General features: G+C 39.2%; 16 protein-coding genes. All 16 read right to left on the bottom strand.

Annotation, left to right across the window (positions count from 1 at the left end; all coding sequences use genetic code 11):
• Positions 1–107 precede the first annotated feature (107 nt).
• A complete protein-coding gene (locus K429_RS0119565; protein ID WP_029327771.1) occupies positions 108–2246 on the bottom strand; it encodes a SurA N-terminal domain-containing protein in 2139 nt (712 codons plus the stop codon).
• A 120-nt stretch (positions 2247–2366) separates the two neighbouring features.
• Positions 2367–3623 (bottom strand): hemolysin family protein, encoded by a 1257-nt coding sequence (locus tag K429_RS0119560; RefSeq protein WP_007212957.1) that lies wholly within the window; start codon positions 3621–3623, stop codon positions 2367–2369.
• Positions 3624–3626: 3 nt separating this feature from the next.
• Entirely contained in the window at positions 3627–4274 is a 648-nt protein-coding gene (gene lptC / locus K429_RS0119555; RefSeq protein ID WP_007215629.1) for an LPS export ABC transporter periplasmic protein LptC, read from the bottom strand.
• 11 nt (positions 4275–4285) lie between these two features.
• On the bottom strand, positions 4286–5602 hold the full coding sequence (locus K429_RS0119550; protein ID WP_029327770.1) for a M48 family metallopeptidase: 1317 nt from the start codon (positions 5600–5602) through the stop codon (positions 4286–4288).
• A gap of 38 nt (positions 5603–5640) precedes the next feature.
• Complete coding sequence (locus tag K429_RS0119545; protein ID WP_007215627.1) at positions 5641–6903, bottom strand: hypothetical protein; 1263 nt, start codon at positions 6901–6903, stop codon at positions 5641–5643.
• Positions 6890–7621, bottom strand: coding sequence for a type III pantothenate kinase (locus K429_RS0119540; RefSeq protein WP_007212952.1), 732 nt, complete (start codon positions 7619–7621; stop codon positions 6890–6892). Before K429_RS0119540 ends, K429_RS0119545 begins: the two co-directional genes overlap by 14 nt.
• Positions 7622–7742: 121 nt before the next feature.
• A complete protein-coding gene (gene ndk, locus K429_RS0119535) occupies positions 7743–8207 on the bottom strand; it encodes a nucleoside-diphosphate kinase (protein WP_007212951.1) in 465 nt (154 codons plus the stop codon).
• A 177-nt stretch (positions 8208–8384) separates the two neighbouring features.
• Positions 8385–8996, bottom strand: coding sequence for a hypothetical protein (locus K429_RS0119530; RefSeq protein WP_007212950.1), 612 nt, complete (start codon positions 8994–8996; stop codon positions 8385–8387).
• A gap of 369 nt (positions 8997–9365) precedes the next feature.
• Positions 9366–10373 carry an Imm65 family immunity protein gene (locus K429_RS0119525; RefSeq protein WP_081750928.1) on the bottom strand — a complete coding sequence of 336 codons (1008 nt, stop codon included), beginning with the start codon at positions 10371–10373 and terminating at the stop codon, positions 9366–9368.
• An 899-nt stretch (positions 10374–11272) separates the two neighbouring features.
• A complete protein-coding gene (locus K429_RS0119515) occupies positions 11273–11944 on the bottom strand; it encodes a hypothetical protein (RefSeq protein ID WP_155923448.1) in 672 nt (223 codons plus the stop codon).
• Between the two features lie 77 nt (positions 11945–12021).
• A complete protein-coding gene (locus K429_RS31325; protein ID WP_029327767.1) occupies positions 12022–13191 on the bottom strand; it encodes an RHS repeat-associated core domain-containing protein in 1170 nt (389 codons plus the stop codon).
• 227 nt (positions 13192–13418) lie between these two features.
• Positions 13419–14432, bottom strand: a complete 1014-nt coding sequence (locus tag K429_RS0119505; RefSeq protein ID WP_029327766.1) for an Imm65 family immunity protein — start codon at positions 14430–14432, stop codon at positions 13419–13421.
• A 5-nt stretch (positions 14433–14437) separates the two neighbouring features.
• Complete coding sequence (locus K429_RS30985; RefSeq protein WP_029327765.1) at positions 14438–17554, bottom strand: DUF6443 domain-containing protein; 3117 nt, start codon at positions 17552–17554, stop codon at positions 14438–14440.
• Between the two features lie 29 nt (positions 17555–17583).
• On the bottom strand, positions 17584–20532 hold the full coding sequence (locus K429_RS0119495) for a hypothetical protein (protein ID WP_231501897.1): 2949 nt from the start codon (positions 20530–20532) through the stop codon (positions 17584–17586).
• A 92-nt stretch (positions 20533–20624) separates the two neighbouring features.
• Positions 20625–20726 (bottom strand): smalltalk protein, encoded by a 102-nt coding sequence (locus tag K429_RS30370; RefSeq protein ID WP_229098857.1) that lies wholly within the window; start codon positions 20724–20726, stop codon positions 20625–20627.
• A gap of 55 nt (positions 20727–20781) precedes the next feature.
• Positions 20782–21225 (bottom strand): N-acetylmuramoyl-L-alanine amidase, encoded by a 444-nt coding sequence (locus tag K429_RS0119490; RefSeq protein WP_007212939.1) that lies wholly within the window; start codon positions 21223–21225, stop codon positions 20782–20784.
• Positions 21226–21264 lie beyond the last annotated feature (39 nt).

Genomic DNA, 21264 nt, shown 5'->3' with positions numbered 1-21264 from the left:
AGTTGCACAAAGGCAATTGCAGGCGCAGAAAATGAGACACAGGGATAAAGAAAAAGCCGCCTGATATTCTATCAGACGGCTTTTCATATCTCAATTATCGTTATTTCTTAGAAGAACAGATAACGGTCATCTTTCACATCAGCTTTCAGATACAAGTCGTTGAGGAACTGGCTTGCCATACGGGCATGCATATTCTGCAACGTAGTTTCTTCTGTTTCCTGATTGAAAGTTTCGTTCAGTTTATCTTTTGCATACGGTTGAAGAACAAATACACCGCCATTACCCTTTATCGGAGCACTCAGTTGGTTCAGTTCGGCAATCGATGCATAAGCGCCTACCAGCGGTTCGCTGGCACGTAGTACCGGAACATAAGCGGGAGCTGCAAAAGTTACGTGTTTCACTGAATCGCTTACTGCTTCAGGCATAGCTTTAAATTGATCGAATGAAGTAGCGCCGGCAGCCTTCATGTCAGCCATAATCTTCTCAGCCTTCTTGTCACGCAGCAATTCAAGTCTCAGTTGGTCTTTCACCAAAGCCAACGGACGGTAACCAGCCGGAACAATAGCAGAAACACCCACTACCAACATACGGTCACTTTCGCCACACTCATACAAACCGGATACTTCACCAGTCTTTGCAGAGAATGCCCATCTCAAAGCTTCCTTAGTACCTCTGATACCACCGATACCATGTTCAGAACTATACAAATCGTTTCTATCCAAAAGCTTATAACCAGCATCTTCAGCATTAGCTACCATCTTCTCCAGTGTCGGGTTAGAAGCAATAAACTGGCTGAATTCATTGTATGCCTTGCTGTAAGTTTCTTTGCTGAACTCTACCGGACGTTTAATAACGGCTACTTTATATTTATCTTTAACAGCCTTCTTATCCATCACCTGTACAATAATATTTGCCTGTGCCAGGTTCAGGTTGGTCATTTCGTTCTTGCCAAGAGTAGTGATTGTATTCACATACTTCAGGTTGTCACCATCCAGCTGTGCACCTTCGTAGTTAGCAGAAGAAATCCAGGTAGCCTCACCGGTCTGACCATACTTCTTAGCGATTTCAGCAAAGTCTGCACCACCTTTGATGGCAGTATAGATACTGTCAGCCAAAGTTTTTGTCTTTGCAGCATCTTCAGCAACCACCTGTATCTGACGGTACTGAATAGAGTCTGCCATTGAAGCAGTAGCCAATTTCTTGAACGAGTTGATCGTATTGTCAGTCGCATTGTAGTAAGGACCATATACACCACCTACTGAAACAGAGTCCAGACGAGCAGCTACATCGGTAGGCAATGCCTTAGAAGTATAATACAGATCAATGTAAGGAACTTCAGAACCGGCAGCACGAACAAGTGTAGAATAATCACCCGGAGTACCTGCAAGTTGTTCAGTATATTCCATTACTTCCTGTTGGATAGCATCTCTGTCTTCAGGGCTTGCAGTTACTTGTACATCAATAAACTTGATGTTACGAGTTTCCACATATTGTTTGAATTGCTCTTTCTTCTTGTCATAAGCTGCTTTCAGATCTGCATCTGTGATGGTCACTGTAGAGTCTACGATTGAAGAATAAGGAATGGCAGCCAGCAACATATCAGACTGATCCGCTCTTGCATTGAAAGCATCCTGAGCTTCTACCGGATTAGAGAAAAGAGACTTTGAAACCAGAGCCTGATATTTCTCAGCCAGACGAGTCTGAACCAATTGTTTCTCAAGGAAAGACCAGAACTTGTACATAGACTGATAATATTCTGCATACTGTGCCGGCATCTGCGCTGTATTCATCTTAGAGTAATCTACGAGGAACTTCTTCAACATATCTTTGTCGAAAGCACCAGTTTGCGGATTACGGAACGGGGTCTGCTGCAACATCGGGTGTACGCCTGCATCAATGATTGACTGGAGTTCTGCTTTAGAAACTGACAAACCAAGTTTTTTTGCTTCGTTTTCAATCAACTTATTGTTAACGTAGTTTCTCCAAACTTCATCTTTAATCTGATTGTTTTCTTCATCTGTGAGTGCACTTGTTCCTCTGGAAAATTTCACAACTTCAGTATATTCTTCTACCAAGCTCTGATAATCCTGAGCGGAAAGTGACTCTCCGTTAACCTCTCCTACATCATGTGACTGGTGTGGCTGCAATACCTTCCATGCGTCTCCCGCAATGAAAGCGAACAGCGCCAAACCAATAACAATCACCAATAAGGGTCCTTTAGACCGAATGTTTTGTAATGTTGCCATTTTAGTTAATATGATTTATTTGTTTATTATATTTTCTCCAAACTTCATTTTAGCGCACGAAGATACAAAAAATGCTAATACGCATCTATTTATTCTTTAAAAAATTACGCCATTCTGCTATTATTCCACCACTTTAAGACGTACCAGCTCTATTTTAGTGGCTGTAACCTTAATAATTTTGAACTGAAATTTATCAATCGTCACTACTTCATGCAATTTCGGGAAACTCTGATAACGGTTCAGGATCAATCCACCCACTGTCATATAATCATCTTCTTCCGGCAGATCCAGATCAAACGTCTCATTAACCTTTTCTATTTCCAAGCGACCCGAAAGCACATATTCGTGTTCACCAATCTGCTTGCACACATACGAAGTGTTATCATGTTCATCCTCGATATCACCGAATATTTCTTCTACCAGATCCTCCAGCGATACGATGCCGGACGTACCGCCAAACTCATCCACCACTACGGCAACCGTTTTCTTCTGCTGCATGAAGAGTTTCATCAGTTTATGCGCTGCCATGGTTTCGGGCACAATGGGCACTTCTTTTACATTATTCCGCCAATCGGCAGGATTGCGGAACATTTCGGACGAATGGATATACCCTACCACATTATCTATATTGCCGTCATACACTATAATCTTGGAGATACCGGACTCAACAAAAAGACTTTTCAAATCTTCCAGAGTGGCAGTCAGGTCAACGGCTACAATTTCCGTGCGGGGTACGATACAATCGCGTATTTTAATACTAGAGAAGTCGAGCGCATTCTGAAATATCTTCACCTCGGCATCCAGTTCTTCTTCATCTTCGGCATTATCGATACTGGACTGGACAAAATAATCCAGATCTACTTTTCCAAAAGCCTTGTCCGAAGCTTCTTTATTGATCTTCATCCCGAACAGACGCAAGAAAAGGTAAGATAATCCGGAAGCCAGCTGAGACACCGGATACAAAACGATATAACAAATCAGTAGCGGAAAAGCGCATACTTTTAATACAAGATTGGGGTTAATCTTGAATAAGGTTTTAGGAAGGAATTCACCTGTTACCAGGATAATAAGCGTAGAAATGACTGTCTGCAACAACACTTCCACAAAATCATTGGAGATCAAATCGCCCAGGAGATGGACTTTGATAACTTGCGCCATGAGGATACCATAAATAACCAGCGCAATATTATTACCTACCAGCATGGTAGATATGAAGTTATTGGAATTACGGAAGAAATAAGAAAGAATGCGAGACGTCAATCCCTCCTTACGTTCCATTTCAAAACGTAGTTTGTCTACGGAAACAAAAGCAATCTCCATACCCGAAAAGAAAGCGGAGAAAGCCATAGTAATCAATAAATAAATATAGGTATCCATAATTTACGGTTTGATACTATCTTTCGGCATACTGTCTGTTTGCACGCTGTCTGCAGGAGCTGTGGCATCATCATCTACATAAAAGATGCCCTCCGGTTTTCTTATTGTATAAACGGTCATTTGTTCGTTAGAGTCGAAACCACGACCAGTAATGATCCTGTCCGGTTGTTCAATACGGATAAACCGGTCAGAATAGATCGTATGTTTATTCTGATCCCAATACAACAGGTCTGTATCAAACTTCTCACCTTTAAGATTTTGAATATGCACATTACTCATCAGCTTCCACAACTTTTGCTTTTCATAATAATATGCCGTATCCGACTTTATACTTGCATCTACATTGAATACAGAATCAAACTTTTCCAGATAGACTCCTTTTTCAAAAGCCCAGTAAGGCGGATTCTTCCGGTCAAAGACCAGCCACTCCTCCGTATTGATTCGATAGCGGGTGACGCCGGAATCAGAGATTAAAGTCATCACTCCTTTCGTATCCATCACAGGCAATGAATCACGCTCGGTTATGGCAGCTCCCATATCCTTATGCCGTCCGGAACAGGCGGAAAATAAAAGAAGCATAACCACTGCCCCAAAGGCAATGGTTATGCTCAAACTTCTACAAAATAGAACGTTACTTCGTTGTGGTAACATATTTATATTTCTTATCGAACCGTTGTGCTTTCACCGATCCAACCGCCTACCGTAACGCGGTCACCGGCTTTGATACCCAACATAAAGAGGTCTTCAGCTTTCGGTGTATAACGTGCATACGTTGAAATCAATTCGTTTGCTTTATCCGCTACAGTGGGATCCACAGCTTTAGCGCGTTGCAGTTTGTCAATAACAACAAAATATGTACACTTATTCAAAGCCGCCTCATCATTCCAGTTCGGGCTGGAAGCATAAAGTTGTGCAAGCAAGATATAAGCATCACCATAATTTTCCTTGAAACTGATAGCTTTTTGCAGATAACCTCTGGCCTGTGAAAGTTTCTTCACATTGAATAATGTGGCAGCAACAGCATAAGCAATCTGAGCTTTCTTTTCATTATCACTCTCCAAAGTCAGCGCTTCATCAAAGTATTTGATTGCTGTATCATAATCACCCTTCTTATATGCCATATATCCGCATCCGGTAGCTGCATCAGCAGTCGGGTCAATCTTATACATATAATAAGAAGCCTGGAAGTATGCTTCGCTTTCCGTACACTTCATCATCTTCAAGATAGAGATAGCTTTCTTCAGGTAAGTAGAGTCTGATTGGTTTGCTTCAATTTTAGGGCCATAAATACCCTGCAAAGATTCACAATCAGCGGTACCACTATTGATGAACATTGCTACGAGGTTATCTTTCACTTGTTGCAAAGCAGCTTTCTTTTTCGCGTCATCTTCTGCGGCGATAGCAGCATCAGCGTATTCGGAATCAGTCAGATAATCCTGAATAAATTGTTCCTTATGATTAGGATCAGCTTTCAATTTGTTCAAAGACATATCCAGAAAATAGTGGAGGATAGGACCTTTAGAGCCACCCTTTTCAGTTTCCAGAGATTCTTTCAACCAAGCATAAGCTTGATTTACATCTATATTAGGAGCATAAGCAATGTAGTTAATAGCTTTATTACCCAAAACATCGCCTACAGAAGGAGTACCTTTCAGATGCATAAAATCCGGAGTATATTTAATTCTCAAATCAAAAACCTCCATCAGTTCATCAAAATACTTCTTGTAATCAGCGGAATTACGGTCCTTTATATCATTCAAGAAAGATGTTAATATTTTAATACCATCCGTGTATGTATAATACCGCAACGTAGGGCAATCCTTCAGAACTTCTTTCCACGGCAAGTAAGCATCTTTAAAGTTATTAGCTCTTACCGCTTCATGAGAAATACTACTGTTCTTGTTACAATCTTCCTGTGCCAGGACACTGGTTACTCCACCCGAAAGGAGCAAGACAGCTACAAGCGTTTTAATCTTCATTGTATTTAAATTTTAGTTGTTATATTGTCTATTCTTCACTATTCAACTTTACGCTTCCAGAACCAACGTTCATTGAATGTCACGCCAATGCAAAGACGCAATGTATTCTCGTTCAAGAATTTGCTTTCCGTGCCTTGCGTTCTCACATACTGTGCTGAAACACTCAATACGGAACGGCTACGTGGAAGAGGCAAACCGAAACCGGCAGTTACTCCGTATTCATTTGCAGCACGTACGCCATCTATCTTATAATAAGGTTTAGAATAATAAGCTCCTAAACGATATTTGATGTGTGAAAGATAACTTCTACCCATCATGTTAGGAATATATTCCGCACCTAAAGCAACTTTCACTTTATTACAGAACGCATCCGGGTCATTCATGAATGTCACACTGTTCCATTTCTGGAACATCACATCCGCACCCACTGTCAGACGATCATCGTACACATACGTCACACCTGCGCCCAGCGTCATAGGAATACCCATTGTCAGTATAGTGTCCTTCTGCGTTGTAGTATATCCAGTGTTCTGATTGCCCAGCTGGGTTTGTACATACGCATCATTTCCCAAATTATGTCCCGGTGAGAAAACGACTCCCAAAGTAGCTGCATGTTTCTTACCGAATTGCTGTGTGTACTGCGCTCCAAAGTCAAGTTTATAACTCGTAATTTCCATCCCGGTAAGCGTTGTCAACGGCATGATATTTGAGTTAGATGTAAATGACTGTTGCCGCGTATGTGTTATGTCTCCCCAAAGATACGAAATATTCGCACCAACGGAAAGATTTTTAATAATTTTAAAACCTGCGCCTATATAAAGTTGATGTAAGCCTCCTTCACCGGAATAAGTTGTACTGGCTGAGGAAGTCGGAGTTTCAGTGTTTTCCTGATAGTTACCCATTTTATATCCCACATTGGAATAAGGTAACAATCCTATACTCATGGCGCCCTTTTTTGACAGCCGGAACTGCATCGTAATGTAGTCAAAACTTGAGTTCTTGGCATTCATCTTCACTACTCCATCGCTGAAGTTGGTGTTTTGCATAGAAATACCTCCGTCGAACATGAAAGTTAACGAGTCAACTGCCGTATAAGATGCCGGATTCGCGAAATTGGTCTGATATTTGTCACGTAAACCATAAGCAATGCCACCCATTGCCTTACTGTTACCTGACCCATGGTCTGCCAGTTGTCCGTATCCGTATCGTGTATAGGGAGAATTTGTATTATTTTGAGCGACCGTCGCTCCAGATAATATCGTGAGCAAAAGCACCAAAAGTGTTTGTCTAAATCTTGTCATTATTATAGTTTAAAATTCGATTTAATCCTTTCAACACTAAAAATCTGTCTGCAAAGATGATACTTTTTAAGTTTGTATCAAAAGAAAAATCATCCCCGCCCGTTAAAAAAACCAAAAGTTCAGGATATTTATGTTTCATAGCCACTATGTAACCAGAAATCTCATATTCCATACCTTTCAAAACTCCCGCACGGATGGCAGTTTCAGTATCTTTTCCCATCGGGAGTTCACGCCCTTCGCGTTGCACCAGCGGCAAGCGTCCGGTAAACTGGTGAAGCGCCCGAAAACGCATCTGCATACCCGGGGAAATATTTCCACCATGATAGCGTCCTTCGGCATCCACAAATTCGTACGTAATGCACGTGCCGGCATCTATCACCAGTATGTCTTTTCCGGGAAATTGTTCATTGGCAGCCACTACGGCAGCCATACGATCATACCCCAGCGTCCGGGGTGTTTCATATAGATTCACTACCGGGAGTGGAGTCGTTTCATTCAGCCAAAGCACAGGTATGGGAAGTAATGCCAATTGTGCCAGCACTTGCTCGCTCAAGTCGATGACCGTGGCAACAATTGCTTTTTCAAAGTGATATTTACTATAGATGTCCGACAAATGCTCCAAATTCCGATTAGAGTCATACGCCACTTCCAATAGTGAAACACCATCAAAGACAGCTACTTTTGCCACCGTATTTCCTATATCAATAACCAGGTTCACTGAATGAAGATTAATTTTCCGGGCACAAAGATACGACTTTAATTGAATTTGAAAGCTGTAGTCGACATTTTCCTTACTACATCAGCGTAGTTTATCGCAAACTTATTTTTCTTTTTCCTCGCTAATACTCGTCATTAGCATACAGGAAGTCGAATGTAGCCTGTTTATAGTCAAATATTTCTTCTGGTTTAAAAAATCTTTTCAATTCCGCTTCAGCCGCTTCGGGTGAGTCGGATGCATGAACGATATTTTCCTGAAAGCTCATACTGTAATCTCCGCGGATGGTTCCGGGAGCTGCCTTCCTGCCATTGGTAGGGCCGGTCAAAACCCTCACCGCTTCAATGGCATCTACCCCCTCAAAGCAACACACGATAACCGGACAGGCCATCATCGAATCCTTCACGCGCTGAAAGAAGGGTTTCGCACTTAAATGGGCGTAATGCTCACTGAGCACTTCATCCGTCAGCTGAACCATTTTCATTCCGGCCAGACGCAAGCCTTTACGTTCGAATCTGTTCGTAATCTCACCTACCAAGCCTCTTTGGAGGGTACATGGTTTCAAAATAACCAGTGTTTTTTCCATCATAATAGTCGGGTCTTTTTAAAGTTATATATAAAGGTATCCTTTTCAATAATTCTTCCAAAAATACTATTTTTCTTGAGAATAGCACTCGGTTGGAGTCTTTTTATGTAAATTATTGGATGACAAATACAAATGTAAACATATAAACGAGTAAGGCGCAGTACATATTACTCAACATATTTACCAAACTTCAAGCCAATAAACAACAGAGTTTTTATAAAAAGCTACCCCCTTAGTATAGCCATGTTCCCATCCTTTGGGTAATCCTACTCCAGATATAGTAAGACAATCAGCAGGTAGGAAACAACCTTTTTCTGCATCAAGGAGATAAACAACCGCTTCTTGATAAAATGGCAAAGTAAATGCATCATCCCAAGAGCGGAAATTAGGAATTGGCAACATACTAGTATTCCGGGGGTTACGAACGGAATCCGATTCATTTACTTTCATATCCTCGTAATCATAAGGTATTGTTAAACAAGAGTCCCGTAAATAATATATAGCCTTTGCTTTTAAAGCGACCTCATTCTTCAATTTTTCACTTTTAGTGTCATAAGGTGACACCAAATGAATATAGCTTAGAAACCGCCCTGCCAAAGGAGAAGATAAATGTAAAAATTCAAGATTCATTCCATCTATTTTTGCTGGAAGATGAGATGTCAATGACTTAGGATACAAATTTAGAATTTCTTCATAACTCATTATATTACTCTCATCAGGAAGAAAAGACTGAGCCAAACAATCTACCTGAATAAAAAACAAAATACTCAATAATAAATATATCTTTTGCATTAGTCATACCTCCTATTTTATGCACCGTGCGAAGCTTTACTCCATCCGCACCATAAGTATAAGTGATGGTACTTCCATCTGAGAAACTGACCTAACTGGCAAATTTAATAAATTATATTGAATTTCGATTCCCTTATTCAAATCTTTTATTAAGCTGCCATTGGTATCATACGTATATTCAATAGCAAGTTTGACACCCGTAGCGTTTCAGTCCAAGGATATTGCCGTTGTAACATCTCATGCCGTTCAAGCCGTCCGTATTGTAGAACAGGGAGGAGAATAAATATTCCCTGCCTCTACCCATATTTCGGAGTTAAGAGACAGGGGATATCATACCAACAAAACCAACATTGAATCCTATAAATGAAATCAATTTGCATCCCATTCTTCATAACTACCGTATAAATCCTTCAAGCTCTGCTTTATCCCTCTTCTATAAACCTCATCTACATATTTATAAGAACAATTATCGTGTATACTAAAAAGCCAATAATAGTCACTATACGGAACGGAGTGCCTGACATGCGTGCCTTTTTCAGCACAAAAATAAAAAGTCGAGTCGCGAAGCAAATCGTATAATTTATCCCAAGATTCTTTTGTTAGCGATCTAAAGAAAGCAGCATTATTCGCACTCTCAAAGAAAAGATGCTGTGTTATCGTATCTACAATATTTAGTTTAAGTGTATCTTTCCCATTTAATACTGCAAAAAAGTCCTTACGTATACTATCTTTATTTTCTTTAAAATACTCATCTAAAACATTGGAATAATATATTTTTCCATCAATGCGTTGGATATGATTATACAATGTCCCTTTGGGTATGTATGAACTATCCACAACTAAAGAATATGAAGACAATATAAAACGTGGTAAATGGGTCGAATCATAATCTTTGAATGCATATTCCAAGAGTTGAGGAAAAGAATAATAATAATAAGTGAGGTAAGACTTATATATTGTAGAGACCAAGGTATGTTTCTTCCCATTTTTAGACACCCCTATATACCATATTTCATCATATACAGGACCTGTTGTTGTATCATTCGGATAATCCGTTATCTCAATCAATTTATTTTTGGGCATATCAGTTGATTCCATAGGATTCATTAAGCAGATATACCTATCCTTGTACTTTATCACTTTCTCCGGTCTTTCCAAACTCCCTTCCACCAATGGAGAGTTAGCCGGTGTTATCATATAGATAGAACCGATGTCATTCGATGGTTCCTCATACATAATGATATACTTCGCAGGAAAAGAATCTTGATCAATCAACCGCTTAACTTCCCGTAAAGCAGTAGAACGAGCAGGAGATTCTTTGCCGGGTTGACAACCCGGCAAAGAAATAAGTAATAATATTAATAATACATTTCTCATACAATCTATTTTTTTAGTCTGTCTTGTATCTACTATCACCAAATAAAACATCTTTTTGCCTCTCATTTTTTATTCATAAATTTTATACTCCTTGTTTAATTGTTCCATTTCAACTTTTTTAATTTTACTATTTTCTTTCTTATTCTCGTAATATAATTTAGTGTCTATATTACTTGGTGAACTTGAGTTTTAATCCAAATCACCATCAGATGATTAGCTAATTAGGGTTTCCTAAATAGTAATACTTTAGAATCTATCATTATGTACATTTACTAAAGAATATAAGCAATACAAATAATATAACCAGCGTTTCAGTCAGCCAAACGATCTTTGCCGTTACACACATTACCAAAAAGCGATCTAATAAAAGTACAATAAGCATTATCGCAATAAATCCTATTATAACATAAAAGCTAAATGCAGTCCATGCACAAATATATATTCTCCATAAAGTATGTAACGTTATTATAAACGGAAATAGAACTAATATAGGAGACCATTTTATATTTTTCATACAGCTATCTTTTTATTCTATATATCATATTCCCTTGTGAATTATGTTTCATTATTGATTTGAAAGAAGAACTAGAGATAACAGGACGTGAGTACATGGTTTCAAAATAACCAGTGTTTTTTTCCATCATAATAGTCGGTTCTTTTTAAAGTTATATACAAAGGTATCCTTTTCAATAATTCTTCCAAAAATACTATTTTTCTTGGGAATAGCACTCTGTTGGAATCTTTTTATGTAAATTATTGGATAACGAATACAAATGTAAACATATAAACGAGTAAGGACAAATAAACTATTTAGTTGAGATTTTCCAACAAAGGACAATAAATAAGCCCTGCCTCTAAAATCATTTCGCTTTCAGAGACAGGGAAAATTAGATAACGGATTAAAAATCCTTATGTTCAGAATCAAACGGAGGAATGAAGGATACAAATTGTATCATTTGCATTTTCTTTTTTAAAAGAAATGAATCTAATAAAATCTCGAAATCCTTTAAATATGGTTTACTTGCTATTTCAGAATCCTGAGGGCATAAAAAAGCATATTTAGAAATTCTATCATATCTAATCAAATAAGGTTTCAATATTTCACCCTGCCCATTGTCAACAGACTGATATTTCTGTTTTACCTTTTTCCTCATAGCAATGAAATCTTCCTCATCATTATCTATCCTTTTATAATTCCCTAATGAATCAAAGAAGGAAAAGAAATTCCATCTATTATAAGACTCGTTGATTAAATCACAATAATTCAAATGGACTGTCTGCAAAAGCTTCGACTGCCATAGGATTACTAATATTTGACCTTCCTTTTGAAAAAGGATATTATCATGATTTTCTTTCAAAAAAGAAAGAAGATATTCCGCACCTGTCCCATTTATATTAAGTCTTTCTTCGTTTTGATATTCACAATATGTCCTAAAACGATATTCATTGGCACTATTCACAATATCCCAACAAAAATCACAAAGTTCATTTACAGTTGGATATTTCAAATATATACAATAATAATCCTTTATATACCGAGATAAATCATATTGCAAATCATGGATAGCCACATCCTTTTCCGGGCGAGAACTAACGCAACCTAAAAGTAAAAAAAAAGAAAACGAGATATATAACATTCTTCTTCATTCTATCTTGAAAATAATTTATTATATTTTTGCAATAACGCATTAGCATTCTTAGCAGAGAATTGTAAATGAACAATATCATATCCTCCTTTATTCATAAAACGAATATGGTACATTCGGGATCCACTTTGCCAACCTCCAATATGTTTGGGCATATCACTATCTCCAATCCAATCTCTCATCGACGCTTTCATTAAGCCCTCACCGTTAACAACCCGGTACACTCCCTTCGCACTATTTTCATAACTAATATTGTACTCATTTCGATGAGAGTCAATACCAAGATATTTACTATTTGAAGCGGTTATCTCTTCTATTGAGAAGTCTACCTTAGGCTTAGGAATATCTTCCCCTCCCCAAGAAACTTGTTCCTCTTGGTTATATTCTGCCGTAGCAATTATGCCTTTATCTATAAGTTGATAAATACTACCTTCTAAAGTTTCTGCATTTACCTTGCTACCAAATAAACTATAGTAAGTTTTATTTTCATCTATATAAGTTTTACCTAAATAAGTTGCATCATTTTTTAATTTATCAAGTTCAGACTGAGAATGAATATCTGAATCCCAAACATACTCCCACTTTTCCTCACTACTTTTAACTCGATACCAGTCTGCACCGGTCGGATCTATACGATTAACAGGATTATTGCCACAATACGCATAAGGGCTGGTAGAATAATAACTCTCTGAAGAAGGGTCCATCGTCGTAAATCTTCCCAGCACCGCATCATACTCTCTCGCCCCATAATCATACCAGTTCAGTCCCTTCTTTGTATCCAGTTCCTTCCCGTTATACTTATAAGCCTGAACATCATTCCCGTTACTTAAGAAGACACCTCCGAAAGGATAATAGTAGTTGGCTTCTTCCATCCCACCGGCCTGATCAGTTACCACCCGATTATTTCCCTGATGATCTTTCAGGTAATAGTGATATTTCTTATCAGACAGAGAGACATATCCTTCTTCGGTCAGCAATTGTTTAGCCGTACCATTTTCATAGATCACATTGTCGCAGTAATCGGTAGTGGTAGTAACACCTCCTATTTTATGCACCGTGCGAAGCTTTACTCCATCCGCACCATAAGTATAAGTGATGGTACTTCCATCCGAGAACTTGACCTGACTTGGCAAATTTAATAAATTATATTGAATTTCGATTCCCTTATTCAAATCTTTTATTAAGCTGCCATTGGCATCATACGTATATTTAGTAGCAAGCTTGGCACCCGTAGCGTTTCAGTCCAAGGATATTGCCGTTGTAGCATCTCATGCCGTTCAAGCCGTCCGTATTGTAGGACAGGGAGGAGAATAAATATTCCCTGCCTCTACCCATATTTCGGAGTAAGAGACAGGGGATATCATACCAACAAAACCATCATTGAATCCTATAAATGAAATCAATTTGCATCCCATTCATTATAGCTACCGTCTAAATCTTTCAGACTCTGCTTTATCCCCCTTCTATAAAGCCAATCTACAATATAAGAGCCATCTCTTATACTAACTCTTATACTAAAAAGGCCAAAAAAGTCACTATACGGAATGGAACACCTTGTATATGTTCCTTTTTCATTACAAAAGTAAAAAGTCGAGTCACGAAACAAATCGTATAATTTATCCCAAGGATTCTTTGTCAGCGATCTAAAGAAAGCAACATTATTCGCACTCTCAAAATAAAGATGTTGTGTTATCGTATCTACAATATTTAGTTTAAGTGTATCTTTTCCATTTAATACTGCAAAAAAGTCCTTATGTATACTATCTTTGTTTTCTTTAAAATACTCATCTAAAACATTGGAATAATATATTTCTCCATCAATGCGTTGGATATGATTAATAAATGTTCCTTTGGGAACATATGAAGTATCCACAACTAAAGAATATGAAGCCAATATAAAGCGTGGTAAATGGGTCGAATCATAATCTTCGAATGTATATTCCAAGAGTTGAGGAAAAGAATAATAACGATAAGTGAGGTAAGACTTATATGTTGCAGAAACTAAGGAATGTTTCTTCCCATTTTTAGACACCCCTATATACCATATTTCATCATATACAGGACCTGTTGTTGTATCATTCGGATAATCCGTTATCTCAATCAATTTTTCTTTGGGCATATCAGTTGATTCCATAGGATTCATTAAACAGATATACCTATCCTTGTACTTTATCACTTTCTCCGGTCTTTCCAAACTCCCTTCCACCAATGGAGAGTTAGCCGGTGTTATCATATAGATAGAACCGATGTCATTCGATGGTTCCTCATACATAATGATATACTTCGCAGGAAAAGAATCTTGATCAATCATACGCTTAACTTCCCGTAAAGCAGTAGAACGAGCAGGGGATTCTTTGCCGGGTTGACAACCCGGCAAAGAAATAAGTAATAATATTAATAATACATTTCTCATACAAGCTATTTTTTTAGTCTGTCTTGTATATACTTCTGCAAATCTTCGATCGTATTTATATGAATAGTTGTTATATTGCTTTTCTTTGAATTATAATCATGCAACGTTCGGTCCCTCTTTAAATAAACTGCATTATTTCTGCTATTAATATATTTCATATCAGAAGCAGAAGCTCCCTGGCTTTCATCGCCAGGATGAGAATGAATATCTATTTTTTTGCGACCATTCACAGCCGTCCTTCTTTTTGCATTATTTCCACTTTCCACAGAGCCTTCTTTATGGTCTGTAATAATAATAGCTGTCGGCCCATCATTTTCATTCTCATATACGTCCAATTTCCATTCAACAACACTATTATCCGCTGCAAACTTAAAGAGATTTGCAGCATCATGAATGTTGCTGGTTTGTCCGTAAGTCGTAGTTTGTCCTTCTTTACCTTGATTTTCAACCATTCTAGGCATTAATTTATTATCCATTATAGTTATCGGCTTTCCGCTTACCTGCTTCGGTTTATGTTCTCCATCAAAATAATAAACTCGATCTCCCTTATCTTCATATTTTGTATTTTTCCAAAAAAACACATAACCATTCTTATTCACTACATAGTCATCTTTCCCATCAATATCGATCCTGAGAATTGGATTATTCTTACAATACGTGTAAGGGCTCACTCCATAATATTTTTCACTAGAAGGATCCATCACATGCCATCTTCCCAGCACCGCATCATACTCTCTCGCCCCATAATCATACCAGTTCAGTCCCTTCTTTGTATCCAGTTCCTTCCCGTTATACTTATAAGCCTGAACATCATTCCCGTTACTTAAGAAGACACCTCCGAAAGGATAATAGTAGTTGGCTTCCTCCATCCCACCGGCCTGATCAGTTACCACCCGATTATTTCCCTGATGATCTTTCAGGTAATAGTGATATTTCTTATCAGACAGAGAGACATATCCTTCTTCGGTCAGCAATTGTTTAACCGTACCATTTTCATAGATCACATTGTCGCAGTAATCGGTAGTGGTAGTAACACCTCCTATTTTATGCACCGTGCGAAGCTTTACTCCATCCGCACCATAAGTATAAGTGATGGTACTTCCATCCGAGAACTTGACCTGACTTGGCAAATTTAATAAATTATATTGAATTTCGATTCCCTTATTCAAATCTTTTATTAAGCTGCCATTGGCATCATACATATATTCTGTAGCAAGCTTGGCACCATCCTTGAATTCGAAGCCGTTAGAAGCCGTAGCCGTAGCGTCATCATTGACGGATTTAAGCTGGTTACCATTTAATGTAAAAGACAAATTATCAATGATTCCAGTGCCGGATAATCCGGTTTGTCCGCCACGCCGCAAATGCAATAAATTCCCATTCTTGTCATAACTATAGTTGGTCGCGTAGCCCAGAGTTATTACGCCACCAATCAGACTTTGTGCCGAGGTGAGGCGTGACAAATTATCATAAGCGAAGTTATATCCATAAGTTTTGTTATCCCCCGGACATCGGCACACCATACGGGATACATTTCCATTATAGCCATAATACAATGATATATTGAATAATCCACCTGATGATATCGATTCTATCCAGTTACGTATATTATATGCATACGCCAACTTATTACTTGCCGAACCATGCAATGACTTGCCCGACAATCGCCCCAGTTCATCATAAGTATTGGCAGCAAGCGTAACCTTCACTCCATTCAACGAATGTTCAACCTTCGTCAGTCGTTCCGCATGGTCATAAGTATAGGTATATATCTCCATCTGCGTAGTCTTTCCGGCCGCCATGTGTACATGCTTCACGCTTGCAGGTTTACCGGTAAAAGTATATATCGTAGTTGTTGTTTCATAGCCACTCAACAGATTGCTTGAAACAGTCTTTGTTACCCGCCCTTTCTTATCATAATAGTTGGCTGAATATAACTTCGTATCACTTCCTAAAACAGTAATGACACTCCCCGACAAATAACCTTTAGCACTCACTGTTTCAGCAGAAAAAAAGCTGTTATTAAAACCCGGCAATGTACGGAAATCATAATTATCATAATAGTTCACCAAATACACAACCGGAGCAGTTAAAGCAAAATCGGATGAATATCCGCTGTTTCCTAAACCCGTAGCCGTATTGACGCGAGTACAGGCAACAGAACGAGCGGACGCTGTAGAAGTATTCGTATTAGCACATTCCCCTTGCACAACCAGGCGGCTTAAGTCATCATACAAATAGAACATCCATTTTCCCCGACTTTTCTGATTTCCGTCCTGGGAAAAAACAAGACGATCATTCAAATCATAAACGTATGACACAGCATCCGCACCGGGCAACTTCTTCCAAACACAACGATTGCGCCTGTCATATTTATACTGGTAGGCATAAAGATTTAGACTGGCCGTAGAAATATTACCATCCATTGCAGGTGGCAGCACATAGCAAAGATTGTCATAGTCATCATACACATAATAAGTATCATGACGTACAGTTCCATTCAACTGACTAACCAATACGGTATGTCCTTGCTTATCCGTAAATTGAGAGGCCGTGTTGCCGTTTTCATCCTGTGTACGGACCACATACAATTCACCGGTGGCATAACTTCCCCCATTCACTAAGGTGCTACCATTTACCGAATAGTGTACACAGCTTAATGCCTCAGAGGAGCCATTCAGCATATAATCAGTGGTCATCGGTTTGTCACTCCACTTCGCTCCCGGGCCATATTGCGCCACAAGCCGATCGGACGGAGAAGCCTCGTACACCGACTGATTGAAAGGACGGGCCGTTGAGCCATAATTACCGGAAGCAGTCGAGGAAAAAGCAGACGCAGACAAATAAGCAGAGGATGAATATACGGGCAGCCAGTCTTTAACGTCCCGCCCCGATTCATCATACTCCGAAAGATCCAGCAGATTATTTTTCTGTGGAGTCACCTGATTATGCACGGTTTGGCACAAACGTCCCAAACCATCATAATATTTCACTACATCTAAGTAAGAACTACTGCTTTCATTCAGCATAGTACGCGTAACCACATAATTCTGGTTACTATTTTGCGCTGTAGCTGCACCTATCAGGCAAAGAAATGAAATCAAAATATATAATCGTTTCATAATACTATTTTTATATGATCATACTGCATTTATGGCCGGAAATGATATTGATATTCCTCCATTGTCTTTCCTTCCGTATCCTTTATGCGAATCAACTGACTATCGCTGTTATATTCAAAAGTCGTTTTGGCTTTATTGGGAGAAATTATGCCACTTGCCCCAATCAAGGGATGGTAAGTATAGGAGGTAATCAGGGCAGAAGGCAAAGCTTTATACAAATTATCTATCATATTCAGATACAGAGGCATAGAAGGAAGTATGCACGACGACATGGAAGCTGGATCCATCGTTAGCGCTTTTTTAACTTCTTCGTAAGTTGCCCCCTTGATTTCAGCCAGCAGGTATTGCCCCTTGTATCCCCACAAATATACAACCTTCTCAGCACCATCCTTATTGATATATACAGGGTTACCATAAATATCATATTTATTATAACTGATTCGTTTTTCGTACTTATCCGTACCTTTACAGTAATACTGATCTTCCACCACCATCCCGGAAGACAAGCTACTGCTATATCCTCTCAATACACTGTATAGCCGTTTATCCTTTTTCTCCATAGTCTGCTGTACAGGCGTGGTCAGATAATTTCGCGAAGTCAATAGCTGAATGGCACTTCGCTGGGATGTTGTCAGAGATTCTTTATCCGGTATAGTGTTATTACTGTAATAGGTTCTCTCCACCTGCTCCGCACCTCCGCTACACAAAGATGATTTACTTATTATATTGTACGGACGCTCCGTATCATAGACAAAAACAGACTTCTCAACAATACTGTCACTCGATTGATAAGTGGTTTTACAAGTGGACTTCAAGCGATGATAGCCTGTAGCTATATAATACGGAAAAGACTTTACCGGAGATCCATATACATCACAATAATTATAACTAGGGCAAGCTATCAGCTTTTCCATAAACTGACAGCTCGAGTAGCCATTCAGTCCGAATTGATAAGGGGTTACTATAGCTGCCGGCATTTTCATCTCAGACTTCTCATACATATTGGTCAACGATTGCACTTTCTCATAAATATTTCCCGATTTCCTATAGAAGTTTTCTGATAATAACCAAGGAATCGGATATAACATTCTATTCATTGCAGAAAGCAAACACTCATTATTCAATGAATAATCAGGGGATAAATCATCAAAAATAACATTATCATATTCATCCGGTCGAAAATCATATTGATAGACTTTTTTCCAATCGGAGGCAACTTCAGTAATCTTGCCATACCATACAGGATTTGTATTTCCCCGAACATTTGGAAAACCGGAAAATACAGAAAGCGTACGTTGGCGTACTCTGCAACCACCATCATCAAGAGGACATATATATCTGGTAGTTATCAGACTTTTCTCATCAGGATAATCCGTACCTATAAAATGCGCATCTTCATAAGTATAGTTTTTTACGATTGTCTTACCTGACACCGGATCATACAACTCAGTAGATTTCACACGTAACCCTCCACCTATTTCCTCTTTTCTTTTTACCGTAAAGCGGTGTGGTTCATAACTAATTTTCAATTTTCCCTTTGTCGGACTGAGCATCTCTGTCAATGAATATGTGTCCATATACGCAGCATTAGGCTTCCTGTTGGCACGATTACCGATAGTTCGGTTGACAGGAACATTCAACGAACCCGTGGTCTTCCGTATTTCAAGATTTATATTGGGAAGGTCAGCATCCCCGAAATCCGCTTCATTATAAAAACCCCACCAATCGAAACCGGAACGCAAATAACTAAAAGAACTTTCATTTTTGTAGGTAAACAGATAATTGCCCTCACCGTTGATATTCACTTTCTTCAGCAGGTTACCCGTTGTTGTATCATAAGTAAACTGTACATTTCTCACTTGTATACCTGACGATTGTTTCACGTTCAAAGAAGCCAACTTACCTTCTGAATAGTTTAAATCAATCAAACCGTTTGGAATAATAATACTATCAGGAACCAACGACCTGTTTATATAAGAATAAGGGGAGTCTCTTCCTTCATTTATCTGGTATCCATCACCTCCAAGTATACGCCAAAAAGAACTGTCAGAGCCAGTGGAGCTATCTATCATATCGTTATGAAAACAGCCAGCCAGCCACATCGATTTCCCATTGTCTAATACCGATAAGGTATGATTGAAAGTTGGGACATCTTCTCTTACCGATTGGTATGTGAACGAGATTTTTTCATTACCGGGGAAAATGATTTCACGAAGCATCCAACCGCAAAAGCAAGAACCATAAGGCTGATATTCAACATATTTTTGTGGACTAGATAAACCATGTACAGGATTCTTCTCCCCGAAGGCATACCGTATACCTTTGTCATCCAGAATTTCAAAACCATAGAGTCGTGTACTGATAAAGTTGGTAGAATTATCCAACTTAGGAGTTATCTTTAAAGGAGTATCCGATATCTGTTTCACTACATCCACCCCGTTTACACGTTGTAATATGAACGAAGCGTCCATACCAGGCATATTTATTTGAAAGACATCATACTGGCCGTCCATACACGGATAAATATGTCCGCGCTCATTCCAACAATCACAATCATTTGAATAAGGAGAAGACATATAGATATAGTCATCGCGTGTCAGATTTCCGCTGACATCTGCCACCGGATACACCTCATCCGGTTTGCCCATAATCGTCCGTGATATCTTAAATCCCGGAAACAAAGCCCAGTTACGTCCCACCACACCGACAGGATCCTGCACTCTTACCCCCGAAGAATGATACTTCAAAGTCAAGGGGAGAGACAAGCCGTAAGCTTCCACAGTATATAGGGGGATACTAATGTCAATGGTTCCCGTCGCATGAGAAATGGGATAGCCCAGAAACTTCTGAAATACACGGGAAGTAGGTGAAGGCGGTGTCACATCAGGCATCGCAGCATAATAATTGCTTTGTGCACATACCGGCAATACACCGGTGCATAGTATAATAATAAGTATAATTCGATATATATTTTTCATATCCATTATTGTTTGTAGTTTAATATCGTTTTCTGCAAACCAGCATCCGGATTGCCGGTTTACAGAAAATTAGAAGTCATTATCAGAGCGCATTACAAGGTCATCGCATTTACGCCCAGCACACCCGCTATCGCCGTTACCACCGCGACAGCTACTTTCAAGATCATTCTCCAAAGAGATTTCTTGATTGCCATAATTCCACACCTCCTTTCCACGCAATTAAAAAAAATGATTGTCACAGAGTGGAAATCACAGTTCCCTGCTCACTTCGAAGCACGGACACTCCTTAATCCATTCTTCCGGCTCTATCACTCCGTCACCGTTCAGGTCCGGACTGAGGTCACGATGCCCGCAGATACGGACATTGTTCCGAAAGCGTTTCAGGAGTTGATGCACAAGCAGCCGGAGCGCAGAGCGTTGTTCAGGTGTACGGGTATCTTTGGCACGCCCCCGGACATCCAGACCGCCCTCATAGCAGATGCCTATCGAGTGAGAATTATGGCCCTTGGCATGCGCCCCGACAAGTTCCAAAGCACGGGTATTGATTACCGTGCCATCCTTACGGATGTAGTAGTGATAGCCGATACCGCGGAAGCCACGGCAACGGTGATTTTCCTCCAGTTCGGCCACAGTCAGCGAACGGTCTTCGCGTGTGGCGGAACAGTGAATAACGATGTGATCGATTGTTCTCATGTAACTTAGTGATAAGTGTTTAATTTTTAATTTCCGAAG

Source organism: Bacteroides sp. 14(A) (assembly GCF_000526555.1).
Lineage (GTDB): Bacteria > Bacteroidota > Bacteroidia > Bacteroidales > Bacteroidaceae > Bacteroides > Bacteroides cellulosilyticus.
The sequence above is the reverse complement of the archived record's forward strand: the minus strand, read 5'-3'. Positions and strand labels throughout refer to the sequence as shown.

Excerpts from the sequence above, each read along its gene's own strand:
- K429_RS0119565 (WP_029327771.1), bottom strand. The coding sequence starts at position 2,246 with ATGGCAACATTACAAAACATTCGGTCTAAAGGACCCTTATTGGTGATT.
- K429_RS0119560 (WP_007212957.1), bottom strand. The coding sequence starts at position 3,623 with ATGGATACCTATATTTATTTATTGATTACTATGGCTTTCTCCGCTTTC.
- lptC (WP_007215629.1), bottom strand. The coding sequence starts at position 4,274 with ATGTTACCACAACGAAGTAACGTTCTATTTTGTAGAAGTTTGAGCATA.
- K429_RS0119550 (WP_029327770.1), bottom strand. The coding sequence starts at position 5,602 with ATGAAGATTAAAACGCTTGTAGCTGTCTTGCTCCTTTCGGGTGGAGTA.
- K429_RS0119545 (WP_007215627.1), bottom strand. The coding sequence starts at position 6,903 with ATGACAAGATTTAGACAAACACTTTTGGTGCTTTTGCTCACGATATTA.
- ndk (WP_007212951.1), bottom strand. The coding sequence starts at position 8,207 with ATGATGGAAAAAACACTGGTTATTTTGAAACCATGTACCCTCCAAAGA.
- K429_RS0119530 (WP_007212950.1), bottom strand. The coding sequence starts at position 8,996 with ATGCAAAAGATATATTTATTATTGAGTATTTTGTTTTTTATTCAGGTA.
- K429_RS0119525 (WP_081750928.1), bottom strand. The coding sequence starts at position 10,373 with ATGAGAAATGTATTATTAATATTATTACTTATTTCTTTGCCGGGTTGT.
- K429_RS0119505 (WP_029327766.1), bottom strand. The coding sequence starts at position 14,432 with ATGAGAAATGTATTATTAATATTATTACTTATTTCTTTGCCGGGTTGT.
- K429_RS30985 (WP_029327765.1), bottom strand. The coding sequence starts at position 17,554 with ATGAAACGATTATATATTTTGATTTCATTTCTTTGCCTGATAGGTGCA.
- K429_RS0119495 (WP_231501897.1), bottom strand. The coding sequence starts at position 20,532 with ATGAAAAATATATATCGAATTATACTTATTATTATACTATGCACCGGT.
- K429_RS30370 (WP_229098857.1), bottom strand. The coding sequence starts at position 20,726 with ATGGCAATCAAGAAATCTCTTTGGAGAATGATCTTGAAAGTAGCTGTC.
- K429_RS0119490 (WP_007212939.1), bottom strand. The coding sequence starts at position 21,225 with ATGAGAACAATCGATCACATCGTTATTCACTGTTCCGCCACACGCGAA.